Raw genomic sequence first — 12198 nt, forward strand, 5'->3', positions numbered from 1 at the left:
TGGGAGGACCACGCCATGACGCGTCGGGGCTGGTTTTTTACCACGTATTTCGCAGCGCTGGGCATCGGGTTGTCGATGGCGCTGCATCCGGCACCACGCCTGATCTGGAATGCCACGGCCAGTGTGCCGGTAGGTCTGTATCGCCTGCACCCCGAGCGCAGGGTGCATGTCGGGGAACTGGTGGCGCTCCGTCTGCCCGAACGCGATGCGGACAGGCTGGCCCGTGGTGGTTATCTGCCGCGCGGCGTGCCGCTGCTCAAACCGGTGGCAGCGACTGGCGGTCAGACGGTCTGTCGCACGGGAAGCCATATCACGGTCGATGGACTGGGGGCCGGTGAGGCGCTGACCATTGATCATCGCGGGCGTCCACTGCCTGTCTGGCAGGGCTGTCACCGTCTCGGTGTGCAGGAAATCTTTGTCATGAATGCGCGTGAACCCCGCAGTCTGGACAGCCGGTATTTCGGTCCCCTGTCGGTCAGCAGCGTCATCGGGCGCGCGACACCGCTATGGGTTGCCGCAGATTCCATGTCTGCCACGGGCTTTTCTCCTCCACGTTTTTCGCAGGATCACTGACATGGCCCAGATCGGACTCTTCACGCGCACGGCTGAAGGTTTTTCCGGACGCCTGCGCACGCTTTCGCTGGATGCCGAACTGACACTGGTACGCATCGAGACGCCGGAGGGTGGTAACGCGCCCGATTATCGTATCCATCTCGGTGATGGTAGCGACGGCCCGGAAGTCGGTGCAGGCTGGACACGTACCGGCGAGCGGGCTGGCGAATACATCGTCGTGGTCCTTGATGACCCGTCTCTGGCACAGGGCGTACGCGCGACCCTGTTTCAGTCGGGCCGGGGCGGACGGGTCTGGCAACTCGTCTGGAGCCGCCCGCAGAAACGTCAGGGAGCACGCGAATGATGCGTCTGACTGCACGAACAGGGCGAAAGCGCGGCCACTCCAGAGGGCGATTTCGTTCCACGCTGCTCCGGCTGTGCCGCACGGGACTGGGGGCGTCGCTGGTGTTTCTGGTGCGCCCCGCCTGTGCGCAGGATATCGACGGGCTGATCCGGCAGGCCGCCCTGCGTGTCGCCCTGCCGCCGGAATGGATCCGTGCGGTGATGCAGGTGGAAAGCGGCCGGGATATCCATGTGATTTCAGCAAAGGGCGCGATGGGTCTCATGCAGATCATGCCCGCGACATGGCAGGGGCTGCGGCGTGATCTTGGCCTCGGAACTGATCCTTTCGATCCCCACGACAACATCCTTGCCGGTGCCAGTTATCTTCGAATGCTGCACGACCATTATGGGGATGTAGGTTTTCTGGCCGCATACAATGCCGGTCCAGGGCGCTACGAGGCCCATCTTGCGACGGGTCAGCCCCTGCCACGGGAGACACGGGATTACGTCGCGTCTGTCGTGCGACTGCTGGATGGGCGCACGTTTCCTGCGGCAGTCCCGCACGATACCGGCGTGACCGTTGCGCGGGATCAACCGGACAACACACTGTTTGCCGGGCACATCATATGGCGTGCGTCCGGGCCTTTCCCGCATGCCCCGGACGCACTGGCAGACACATCGCAGGCGTTGTTCGTCCCTGTCTCGATGGAGCGGGCACCATGACCGGATACATGCGTGATCCGGTGCAGCGGAGGCATGAGAAGGCAGGGAAACGGCGATTGTCCTGGGGATCGGGTCTCTGGGGTTTAGCGCAAGATAAAAGCCGCAAGGTGCGGCATGGTTGGGGAGGGCGGTTTTTTAGGGTTTTTCACAAGGTCATTTTGCCGCCCCAAGGTTTCAGGCGGTCGGATTGTCCTGTTTTCAATATGTTAGCGCAAGGTGCGGTTCGTCTTGGCCCGTGATGACGATTTTCGGGTCCGGCCTGGCCGCATCCGCTCGCCCCGTGCCCGTCAGGGACGGTCTTTCATCGGGCGCGTGCTGGCCGCGACCAATCGGGCCGGGGGCATGGGGCGTCCGGGATCAGCACATGGACGCAAGGGGCCATCCACCTTCGGGCGGGGTAGGGGAGCGGCCGCCCGCGCCAACCGCCTCCTGTCGCGGCGCACCCGGCTTGCCATCGTCAAGGCGCGGGTGGTCCGCCATGGCGCACGGGCCACGCTGCGTGCCCATCTGTCCTATCTCCAGCGCGAAGGGGTGACGAAGGATGGCGAGAAGGCCCGGCTGTTCGGGGGCGAGCGCGATCATGTGCCTGTGCGCGAATTCGCCGAGCGGTGCCAGGATGACCGGCACCATTTCCGCTTCATCGTTGGACCCGAGGATGCGGTGGACATGGCGGACCTGAAAACCTTCACGCGGGAACTGATGACGCAGGCCGAGCAGGATCTCGGCACGCGTCTAGACTGGGTGGCGGTCAGTCACTGGAATACCGACAACCCGCATGTCCATGTCATCGTGCGCGGCAAGGATCAGGCGGGCGAGGATCTGGTCATCTCGAAGGATTATATCCGCGAAGGTTTACGTGCCCGTGCCCAGAACCTTGTCACGCTCGAACTCGGGCCGCGCACTGAAAATGAAATCCGCCGGAACGTGGAGCGCCAGGTCGAGGCAGAACGCTGGACCCAACTGGACCGGCAGTTGCAGCAGGATGCCGATCAGCGGGGCATCATCGATCTGGCGCCGTCTCCCGACCGGCAGCCTGACGCGTTCGCGGTCATGAAAGTCGGACGGCTACGGCGTCTGGAGCGCATGGGCCTCGCCCATGAGGTCCGTGCCGGACAATGGCGGCTGGATGAGACGGCGGAGGTCACCTTGCGCGTGATGGGCCAGCGCAATGACATCATCAAACGCATCCATCGCGGTCTGAGTGAGCAGGGGATCGAACGGGCCTCGGCGTCATGGGTTCTGGCCGGGGAGGAACTGACTGAGCCCGTGATCGGGCGTCTGGTGGCGCGCGGTCTGGATGATGAGTTGAAAGGGAACGCCTATGCCGTAATCGATGGCGTGGACGGACGCACGCATCATGTCCATCTGCCGTCGCTGGAGGCTGCCGGGGATGTCCCGCCCGGTGGTCTGGTTGAATTACGGAACTATGAGGATGGCAAGGGTCATCGCCGGACCACGCTCGCGGCGCGTTCGGACCTGTCGATCAGCGAACAGATGCAGGCTCGTGGCGCAACATGGCTGGACCGACAACTTGTCGCCCGTGATCCGGTGGCACTGGGTGAGGCGGGTTTTGGGGCGGAGGTCCGCGACGCCCTGCGCCAGCGCAGTGCCCATCTGGTCAAGCAGGGACTGGCGCGACGTGACGGCGAGAAGATCATCTATCCGCGCGGGATGATTGCCACGCTCCGGGAAAGGGAGGTCGGTGAACTGGCCCAGCGGCTAAGAGCGGAGCAGGGGCTTGCCCATCAGCCGTCCGGTGCTGGCGAGTATGTATCAGGGATCTATCGCCAGCGTTTCGTAATGGCATCCGGTCGGATGGCAATGATCGATAACGGACTTGGCTTTCAGCTGGTGTCGTGGACGCCTTCGCTGGAAAAACAGCGGGGCAGGGAAGTCTCGGGGATCGCCCGTGATGATGGCGGTGTCGACTGGTCGTTCGGGAAACGGCGGGATCAGGGGCTGGAAATCTGACGCCACCTGCTTGCGGGAGCGGACGCTCAGGTTCGATCTGTCCGGACCCATCGCAGTTTCGGGCGCTGCAGGTGATCGGCACACCGTGCCACCAGCAGATAAAGCGCCGGGGTCGTGAACATGGTCTGGGCCTGACTGACCAACAGACCGCCAATGAGAGCTATGCCCAGCGGCTGGCGCAGTTCCATGCCATAGCCGCCCATCAGCACCAGCGGCAGCGCGCCGAAGGCCGCGGCAAAGGTGGTCATGACAATCGGGCGTAGCCGGAGCAGGCAGGCCTCGCGGATGGCGTCCCGTGGCGTCATGCCTCGCTCACGTTCGGCATGGATGGCGAAATCCACCAGCAGGATGGCGTTCTTGAGCGAGATGCCGGTGAGCAGCAGCATGGCGATCACCGCCATGCCCGAGAACGGCAGGCCGAACAGGTCGAGCGCCATGACCGCCCCGATCCCGGCCGAGGGGATGGTGGAGAGAATGGTGAGCGGGTGCCACACGCTTTCATAGAGCATGCCCAGTGTCAGATAGACGGCCATCACCGCGCCGACGATCAGGATCTCGCTGTCATGGGTGCTTTTGCCGACGTCTCCTTCATCACTCTGCAGTTCGCCGTTGATGGTCTCCGGCAGATGCAGGCTGCGCCATTCCTGATCGATGATCGCCTGCGCCTGTGACAGGCTGACGCCGGGCGCCAGTTCCAGCGCCAGCGAGGCGGAACTGGCATAGCCGATATGGGTGACCGCCACCGGGTCGAGGCTGGGGGTGATCCGGGCCACGACGGACAGTGGCACCAGCGTTTCCACCCCCGTCGCCACGGCCGAGCCCGTGGAAGCATTGGCCCCGCCGGCCAACGAATTGGCGATCTGGTTTCGAAACGCCGTCGCACTCGTCGACGCCGTGGTGCTGGCCGCAGCCGATGTCACCACCCGGATGGTGTTGGACGCCGAACTGCCCGAGGCGGAGCCTCCCGAGGGGCTGACCCAGAACTGCTTCAGGATTTCGGGATCACGCTGGAAGCGGTGTTCCACGGTCAGCACCACGTTGTACTGCCCATGCGTGGTATAGACGACCGAGGCCGTGGTCTGGCCGAGCGCGTCGGACAGGGTATTGCCGATGACCTGTGGCGTGACTCCGACACGGGCAGCGGTATCGCGGTCGATGGCCAGCGTGATCCCCTGTCCGGGCGGATCGACATCCGGGTCCACATCCGTGAACTCCGGGTGGTGACGCAGGGCTTTTGCCAGCCTGCGTGTCGCCGGTCCGAGCAGACGGTCATCCTCGCTGCGCAGGATGTAGCTGACCCCGCTGCTGTTCGACCCCACCCGCATCATGATGTTGCCCGGCGCCTGCGCGTGGTATTCGGCGTGAATGTCTTTCCCCATCCGGGCCACGACGCGGGCGGCCACGTCTGTTCCCGAGGCCCGCCCGGTGGATAGGTCGCGCAGGGTTGCGAACACCATGCCGTGGCTGGAGCCTTCGCCGGTATCGAGATAGGCGATGACGTGGCTGACGGCGGGATCCTCCAGCAGCACCCTGCTGAACCGCTCCAGCCGGGTTTTCGTCTGCGCCAGTGAACTGCCGCTGCCACGCGATCCGCCCGAGACGATGCCGATATCCTGACGCGGGAACACGACCTTGGGCATACGGGTGAACAGGATACCCGTGACAAGCAGGGTCAGCGGCAGCAGCAACACGGCTTTGCCGGGATGGCTCAGGCAGACTCCCAGGGTGCGCCGATACAGGCTGCCTCTGTGTTTTTCATGATCCAGAAAATCGGCGGCATCAGCATGATGAGACGTGACAGCAACATCTCCCGATCCTCCGATATCGCCTGTTGCAAACTTTGGTTTTCTTCCCTCGGCAAAGCGCATGCACAGCGCCGTCAGACACGGTGTCACCACACAGGACAGGACCAGCGACACCGTCACGGCGATCCCGACCGTCCCGGCAAACTCCCGGAACAGCCGTCCCGTCAGGCCCGAGGCCAGCCCGATCGGAAGAAACACCGCCAGCACCGAGACGGTGATGGAGAGCAGCGTGAACGCCACCTCGCTGGCCCCGGCAATGGCGGCCTCGTCAACGGACAGACCGCGCTCACGCATGCGGATGATGTTCTCGATCATCACGATGGCGTCATCCACCACCAGCCCCGTCACCACCGTCAGCGCCATGAGCGAAAGATTGTCGAGCCCAAACCCTGCCAGATGCACCGGTCCAAGACTGGCGATCAGGCAGCACGGCACGATGATCGCGGCTGCAATGGAGGCGGTCCACGAGCGCAGGAACACCCAGACCACGGCCAGCGCCAGAATGCAGGCGGCCAGCAGCGTCACCAGCGTGTGGTGCAGGGAGGACCGGATCACTGCCGAGCCGTCCCGCGCCACCGCAATATCCGCCCCCGGCGGCATGAGCGTGCGCAACTGCGGCAGGCGGGCCTTCACGGCATCGACAATGCCGACCAGATTGGCTCCCGGCTGGGCGCGCACCATCAGGGTCAGGGCCGGTTTGCCGTCAAAGAACGCGGCAGCGTTCACGTCCTGCATGCTGTCGGTGACGGTCGCGACATCACGGAGCCGGATCGGGCGTCCGCTTTTGTAGGCGATGACCAGATCCCGGTAGGCGTCGGCATGTTCCGCCTGGTCGTTGACCGCCAGCTGCCAGCGTCGGTCGCCCGTGTCGATCACGCCCTTCGGTGTATGCGCGTTGGCCGACGCCAGGGCGGCGCGCAGGTCTTCAAAGCCGATCCCGTATTTGAAGAACAGCAGCGGGTTCATCTCCACCCGCACGGCGGGCGCGGAACTGCCCATGAGCGTCACATCGCCCACACCCGGCACCTGCAGCAGCATCGGCCGCAGGGTGGTGTTCACCAGATCATACAGGCGAGGCATGGGCTGCATGCCCGGTGTCACGGCAAGGATCAGCACCGGCGTCGCATTGGGGTTGGCGCGGCGATATTGCGGGTCCGATCCCGGCGTAGTCGGCAGGTCGTGCCGGGCAGCGCGGATCGCCGCTTCCACGTCACGCGCCGCGCCGTTGAGATCACGGCCCAGTTCAAACCCCAGCGAGATGGATGTCTCGCCCCGCGTGGAAGTGGACTGCATCTGCGTCACACCTGCGATATTGCCCAGATGGCGTTCCAGCGGGGCAGCCACCGTGCGGGCCATGACCTCGGGCGAGCCGCCTGCGTTGGACGCCGAAACCGAAATCACCGGCAGGTCGACGTCGGGCAGGTCCGAGACCGGGAGATGGGGCAGCGCCATCAGTCCGGACAGCACGGCGGAGAGCAGCAGCAGCGTTGTCGCCACCGGGCGATGGACAAACCAGGCGATGAATTTCAAGGAAGATGTCCCGTCCCTGCGGGAGGGCTCTGTCTATAAAGACGATCGGCCGCCATGTTTTTTCAGCGGCCGGATAAAAAAAATGCGTCAGCGCTCAGCGGATGTCCGCGTCACCCGCGGCCGGGACCGGTGTTACGGTGATGGCGGCGGCCTGCACGGCCAGTCCGTGTTCGGCAGCGGCCCGGCGCAGGAGGGCGGCGACTTCCGGCATCCGGCAGGGAATCTTCCGCCCCGTGCCCGCCTCGACAAAGGTGACGGCCAGCCTGCCCCTGCGTTCGGGTGCGATGCTGTAATGCCACAGCCGGTCGGGCGAGACGTCACGGCGCAGGATGTCGCGGGCGACGAGCAGGTTCAGGTTACGCTGGATCGAACCCTGTGACGGGGCGTGCCCATGCTCCATGATCCGGCACAGCGTTTTCCAGATTTCCACTGCCGTCACGCGTGGTCCGGCTTCCAGAAGACCGTGAAACAGGATGCGCCGCAGATCGGTCATCTTGATGCCCACCTCCTCGCTCCGTTCTTCCAGCCTGCGCACGGCGCTGCGGCTGGCGCCCATGCCGGGGCGGATCTGGTTCAGGGCGGGCGGAGAACGGCGATGTTCGGAGAAGGCGAGCATGGTTTGATCCTGTCACGATCAGAGAAAGGGAAACGGCGAAAACCTCAGTTTCCACCGGCATGGATGTAGAACTCGACGGGGACCGTCAGGGTGATGGGATCCCCCGCGACGCTGTCCGGCGGAATGGGCAGCGGCTGGGCGCGTCTGGGCAGGGCGATGGCTTCCTGATCCAGCAGCGCATGGCCGGAAGAGCTGGCCAGTGTGACCGAAAGCACATGCCCCTTCCGGTCCATGGAGAAGGTTACGGTGGGCACACCTTCCTGATGATCGGCCATGGCGTCGGACGGATAGCGCTTGAACTTCTCAAGCTGCGCCAGCAACGCGCCCTGCCAGGTGACCGGATCATGCGATGCCTTGGAAGACGAGGCACCGGGAGCCGGAGCCGCCTGTGCGGGTGCTGGGGGCGCTTCCGAGGATGGCGGTGCGGTCGTGGCCTCGGCCGGTGGTGTCCTGTCCGGGATCGGCTTCTTGAGGTTCGGAACCGGCTTGCTCTTTTTGACGATCTTGCGTGGCTTTTCCGGCTTGGGCACCGGGATTGGCGGATTGGGCGCAGGTGACGGTGGAGCCGTGATCTTGGGCGGCTCGACCGGCGCAGGATCGGGGATGGACTGGGTCTGTTTGGGTCCGATCGGTGCGTCTGTCGGTGGGGTCGGCGTCGAGACCGGTTCCGGGGCCATGTCGATGGCAATCGCGGCCGGTGGCGGTTCCGGCACGGCCATCACCGGTGGTGGCAGGCGCATGATCCACCAGACCGCCCCGCCACTGACCGCCAGCACGGCGAGCAAGGACAGGCCCCAGCGCATGGCTTCATCACGCTGCGCACGGCGAAGCTGCTCACGCTGCCAGTCTGCAAAGGCGAGCGGAACATCCCCGATGGCCGTGTCCACCGTATGCGCCACATCCGCCGCGCCGCTCATGGTGTCGCTCCAGATGTGGGCGTGGCAGGAGCCGCATTGCCAGGCGGCGCTAACGTCGTTCCGACCTCGCTGCCCTCTTCCTGTCCCTGCAGGTTGACGAGCGCCACCTTGAGGTATCCGGCGGAGCGCAACTTATCCATCACCCCCATCAACGTGCCATAATCCACCGTCTTGTCAGCCCGCAGGAAGATCCGCTCGTCCTTGTTGCCCTTGGTGGCCTTTTCCATGGCCGAGGGCAGCGCATCGGCGCCGATATCGTCCTCCCCCAGCGCCAGACCATGATCGGCCTTCACCGTCAGAAACACCGGATCATCCGGGCGCGGTGTCGGCTTCTCCGTCGAGGACGGCAGATCCACCGGCACGTTCACCGTGGTCAGCGGCGCGGTGACCATGAAGATCACCAGCAGCACCAGCATCACGTCGATGAACGGGGTGACGTTGATCTCGCTGGCTTCGTGCGGGCTCTCATCGGTATGGCGCATGCGGATCATGACGGATCACTCCCCGGCCGCCGTGCGGACATCACGCGCCTGCGGACCAAGCCGCACGATATTGCCCTGCGCCATCAGCATCTGCGTGCGCCCCAGATCGCGCGAAACCAGCCGCATCACCAGTGCGGTGAGGTCCGCCACCTGCGCGCGGCACGAGGCGGTCTGGCGGGCGAGATGGTTGTAAATCACCACCGCCGGGATGGCGGCCACCAGACCCAACGCCGTCGCCAGCAGGGCCTCGGCGATGCCGGGAGCCACCACAGCGAGGCTGGTGGCCTTGCTCGCCGCGATGCCGGTAAACGAGGTCATGATGCCCCAGACCGTGCCGAACAGGCCGATGAAGGGCGATGTCGCGCCAATGGTCGCCAGCACGCCGGTGCCGCGCAGCAACCTGCGGCCCTCGGCCGCTTCAAGGCGTTCGAGATGAAGGACGATGCGCTCCTTCAGCCCCTCGCCGTCATCGGGAATGTCGGCAGAGCGCCTGCGCTCGGTCTCGGCGGCCACGACCAGCGTATGGGCGATGGAGGAATTGCCGCGCGTCCATTCCTCGCCAAGGTCCAGCGTGTTGGCTTCTTCCAGCGACTTTTCGGCTTTCCGGAGCTTGAGGCGCACGCGCAGCAGTTCGACCGACTTCGCGATGAAGATGGTCTAGGTCAGCAGCGAAGCCACGGCCAGCAGGATCATCACGCAGCGGACCACGGGACCGGCGTTGAGGAACATATCCCAGGGGGAGAAAGAAATCGGGGTCATGACTGACCTCCTTTGACAGACGGCGTACGGCGCTAGGCCCGGAGCAGGCAGGCAACCGTGACGATGAGGGGAATGGAAAGGGCGGCCCAGGACAGGGCCAGCCACACACCGTGCTGGCCCAGCAGGGCGGACAGCAGGCCGAAGATGGTGAGCAGGCCCAGTGCGATCGGCCACGGCCACACGGCAACGGACGGACGTGATTCCAAAACAGGCCGGGATGGCACGGGGATTTCGGGAGAGACGGCGTTCATCATGCGCGCTCCGCCAAAGCAGGCACGCCGTCCGTATCGTCCAGATCGTAACCCAGAGCCCGCAGTCGGGTGTCGGTGGCGATCTTCCGCTTGCCCGCCCACAGCACAAGACCGCTGACCAGCACCCCGATCACCACCACATCGAGCAGCGCCCACAGGATGCGCAGCGGCATACCGCCATAATCACCGAAATGCAGGGGACGGGAGATTTCAAGGAAGCGCAGATACCAGGGCATGGGATAGGCCCCGGTCAGCTCGCCCGTGCGGGCATCGACCAGAACCGGGGTGAACAGCCGGGCGCGCAACGGTGTCGCACCTCGTGTCCAGAGCACGTAATGCACCGGGCTGCCGAAGGACGCGCCGGGGAAGGACAGGCCGGTCACCTCATTGCCCGGTGCCGCCTTTGCCGCCGTATCGAACGCGGCCTGCACGGAGGACAGATGGTCCTGCGATGGCACCGGTAAGTTGGCGTAGGGACGCAAAATCTGCCGCACATCGGTCACGCGCCACAGGCCGAACAGCGGCGTCTGAAGTTCGTTGACCAGCCCCGTAAAGCCCACCACCGTCGCCCAGACCAGCGTAGCAGCCCCCAGCAGGTTATGCAGGTCCAGCCATGTCAGGCGCGAGGCCCGGTCACGCCGAACGGAACCGAACGGCAGGCGCTTCATGAACCGACCATACAGAACCGTGCCGGAGATCAGCGAGACCACGAACACCCCGCCCATAAGACCAAGAAACAGGCGACCGGGCAGTCCCGCAAAGAGGCTGGTGTGAAGCCGGTTGCAGGTGCTCATGATGATACCGGTCCAGGTGCGCGGTTCCTTTGGGGCATCTGCCGGATGTGACTGTTCCAGCACCTTCGCCGTGCGGGCGTCGAATTTGATCCAGTGGCCGGAATGCCGGTCAGGGTATTTGTCGTCGTCCTTCAGCGCCTGCCAGCTTGGGGCCATGGAGACCAGAACAGCCGGTTCATCGTCGTCCGGATTGACGCCGGTGATGATCTGGCCGGGATACAGCGCCCGCGCTTTTTCCACGATGACATCGAGGCTGGCGTTGGGCGTGCCGGGCGGGAGAACCTCATAAGGCGGATCATCATCACCGACGAATGTGTCCCATATCTGCTCGGAAAACAGCAGCGGCAGGCCCGTCACGCACACGATCAGCAGGAATAGCGTGCAGACCAGGCTCGTCCATTTATGGACCACAAACCAGCGGCGGAGCGTTCGGGTCGTCATGGCACAAATGCGCCGACGGATACCGCTGGTCTGCTACTCTTGAGGGAATAAGAATAACACTGAATCGCAACTGTATGGCGGAAAGGCGGGCAACCGTGCTGCATATGAACTCTCCCTGCGTGCCCGGAACACGCAGTCGACGACGGCGTCCGGAATGAAAACGGGGCGAACCCCTGCTGGGAGTATGGATGCTTGGCGATGCCGTTTTTTCAGAAAAAAGAGCGATGAATGACAGACACGTGATATGCGGTTTTCGAGGGACTTGCGTCTTACCCGCAGAAAACAGCCTTTCTTCGAGCGCAGGTATCCCGTTCATCGGTCATCGCTGAACCACGGCGAAACCGGCAGTCTGTTGCAAAATCTTGCGGAAAGCCGGGCCATGTGCCATCACAATTGCGAATCCTTCTTAATTTCTGAATGCTGGCGTCGTGATGGCATCGGGAACCACCTGTCTTGAAGTCCAAACATCCGTCTCTTGAGCTTTACGAGGCTCATCGTCCCGGCCTTCTGTCCTACGCACGCCAACTGTCGGGCGACAGTGTGCTGGCGGAAGACATCGTGCAGGATGCGTGGGTGCTTTTTGCACGGCAGTCAGCGAGCACGATTGCCTCGCCCGGCAGTTACCTGCGGACCATCGTTCGCAACCTTCTGATGACCCGTGCCCGCCGGACAAAAATCGAGCGGATGAGCGAGGCGGATTTTGACGTCGTCACAGCGACCGTCCCCGATGATGCGGCATCACCCGAAGAAACCGTAGCGGCCCGTGAAACGATGATGCGTGTGATGGATGCGCTGGATGCCATGCCCGAGCGACAGGCGGAGGCCATTCGCATGTATCATTTTGAAGGGATGAAATTGCGGGAAGTCGCTGCCGTGCTGGGTGTGTCCATTCCGATGGTGCATGGCCTGATCACCGAAGGGCTGGCAATCTGCAACCGGATACGCAAGGAAGGGCAGTAGGCCTCGGTGGATTTGAATTATTTTCTGAAAAACCGGGGATGCCGCGCATCTTATC

12 protein-coding genes are annotated in these 12198 nt (G+C 64.0%); 5 read left to right on the forward strand and 7 right to left on the reverse strand.

Annotation, left to right across the window (positions count from 1 at the left end; genetic code table 11):
* Window positions 1-15 precede the first annotated feature (15 nt).
* The 4 genes from KSAC_RS13770 to KSAC_RS13785 all read left to right on the forward strand — a co-directional run bounded on the left by KSAC_RS13770 (window position 16) and on the right by KSAC_RS13785 (window position 3588).
* On the forward strand, window positions 16-573 hold the full coding sequence (locus KSAC_RS13770; protein ID WP_132305872.1) for a S26 family signal peptidase: 558 nt from the start codon (window positions 16-18) through the stop codon (window positions 571-573).
* Between the two features lies 1 nt (window position 574).
* A complete protein-coding gene (locus KSAC_RS13775; protein ID WP_110548182.1) occupies window positions 575-916 on the forward strand; it encodes a DUF736 domain-containing protein in 342 nt (113 codons plus the stop codon).
* Window positions 913-1617, forward strand: coding sequence for a lytic transglycosylase domain-containing protein (locus KSAC_RS13780; RefSeq protein WP_132305874.1), 705 nt, complete (start codon window positions 913-915; stop codon window positions 1615-1617). Before KSAC_RS13775 ends, KSAC_RS13780 begins: the two co-directional genes overlap by 4 nt.
* Before the next feature lie 228 nt (window positions 1618-1845).
* Window positions 1846-3588 (forward strand): relaxase/mobilization nuclease domain-containing protein, encoded by a 1743-nt coding sequence (locus KSAC_RS13785; protein ID WP_132305876.1) that lies wholly within the window; start codon window positions 1846-1848, stop codon window positions 3586-3588.
* A 26-nt stretch (window positions 3589-3614) separates the two neighbouring features.
* Here the strand turns inward: KSAC_RS13785 and KSAC_RS13790 are convergent, their stop codons facing one another.
* The 7 genes from KSAC_RS13790 to KSAC_RS13820 form a co-directional block, all read right to left on the reverse strand.
* Window positions 3615-6923, reverse strand: coding sequence for an efflux RND transporter permease subunit (locus KSAC_RS13790; RefSeq protein WP_132305878.1), 3309 nt, complete (start codon window positions 6921-6923; stop codon window positions 3615-3617).
* A 94-nt stretch (window positions 6924-7017) separates the two neighbouring features.
* On the reverse strand, window positions 7018-7539 hold the full coding sequence (locus KSAC_RS13795; RefSeq protein WP_132305880.1) for a Fur family transcriptional regulator: 522 nt from the start codon (window positions 7537-7539) through the stop codon (window positions 7018-7020).
* 44 nt (window positions 7540-7583) lie between these two features.
* Window positions 7584-8456 (reverse strand): TonB family protein, encoded by an 873-nt coding sequence (locus KSAC_RS13800; protein ID WP_132305882.1) that lies wholly within the window; start codon window positions 8454-8456, stop codon window positions 7584-7586.
* Window positions 8453-8947 (reverse strand): TonB system transport protein ExbD, encoded by a 495-nt coding sequence (exbD, locus tag KSAC_RS13805; protein WP_132305884.1) that lies wholly within the window; start codon window positions 8945-8947, stop codon window positions 8453-8455. The genes KSAC_RS13800 and exbD overlap by 4 nt, the downstream gene beginning before the upstream one ends.
* Window positions 8948-8953: 6 nt before the next feature.
* Window positions 8954-9592, reverse strand: coding sequence for a tonB-system energizer ExbB (gene exbB, locus KSAC_RS13810; RefSeq protein ID WP_243705380.1), 639 nt, complete (start codon window positions 9590-9592; stop codon window positions 8954-8956).
* 137 nt (window positions 9593-9729) lie between these two features.
* Window positions 9730-9948 carry a hypothetical protein gene (locus tag KSAC_RS13815; protein WP_132306305.1) on the reverse strand — a complete coding sequence of 73 codons (219 nt, stop codon included), beginning with the start codon at window positions 9946-9948 and terminating at the stop codon, window positions 9730-9732.
* Complete coding sequence (locus KSAC_RS13820; protein WP_132305886.1) at window positions 9948-11183, reverse strand: PepSY-associated TM helix domain-containing protein; 1236 nt, start codon at window positions 11181-11183, stop codon at window positions 9948-9950. The genes KSAC_RS13815 and KSAC_RS13820 overlap by 1 nt, the downstream gene beginning before the upstream one ends.
* Window positions 11184-11636: 453 nt before the next feature.
* On the opposite strand from KSAC_RS13820, the gene KSAC_RS13825 reads away from it, so the two are divergent.
* On the forward strand, window positions 11637-12143 hold the full coding sequence (locus tag KSAC_RS13825; protein WP_132305888.1) for an RNA polymerase sigma factor: 507 nt from the start codon (window positions 11637-11639) through the stop codon (window positions 12141-12143).
* Window positions 12144-12198 lie beyond the last annotated feature (55 nt).

The organism is Komagataeibacter saccharivorans, assembly GCF_004348195.1.
Taxonomy (GTDB): domain Bacteria; phylum Pseudomonadota; class Alphaproteobacteria; order Acetobacterales; family Acetobacteraceae; genus Komagataeibacter; species Komagataeibacter saccharivorans.

What these genes read in the sequence shown, in the direction of transcription:
- KSAC_RS13770 (WP_132305872.1), top strand. Translation starts at nt 16, where the DNA reads ATGACGCGTCGGGGCTGGTTTTTTACCACGTATTTCGCAGCGCTGGGC.
- KSAC_RS13775 (WP_110548182.1), top strand. Translation starts at nt 575, where the DNA reads ATGGCCCAGATCGGACTCTTCACGCGCACGGCTGAAGGTTTTTCCGGA.
- KSAC_RS13780 (WP_132305874.1), top strand. Translation starts at nt 913, where the DNA reads ATGATGCGTCTGACTGCACGAACAGGGCGAAAGCGCGGCCACTCCAGA.
- KSAC_RS13795 (WP_132305880.1), bottom strand. Translation starts at nt 7,539, where the DNA reads ATGCTCGCCTTCTCCGAACATCGCCGTTCTCCGCCCGCCCTGAACCAG.
- KSAC_RS13800 (WP_132305882.1), bottom strand. Translation starts at nt 8,456, where the DNA reads ATGAGCGGCGCGGCGGATGTGGCGCATACGGTGGACACGGCCATCGGG.
- exbD (WP_132305884.1), bottom strand. Translation starts at nt 8,947, where the DNA reads ATGATCCGCATGCGCCATACCGATGAGAGCCCGCACGAAGCCAGCGAG.
- KSAC_RS13815 (WP_132306305.1), bottom strand. Translation starts at nt 9,948, where the DNA reads ATGAACGCCGTCTCTCCCGAAATCCCCGTGCCATCCCGGCCTGTTTTG.
- KSAC_RS13820 (WP_132305886.1), bottom strand. Translation starts at nt 11,183, where the DNA reads ATGACGACCCGAACGCTCCGCCGCTGGTTTGTGGTCCATAAATGGACG.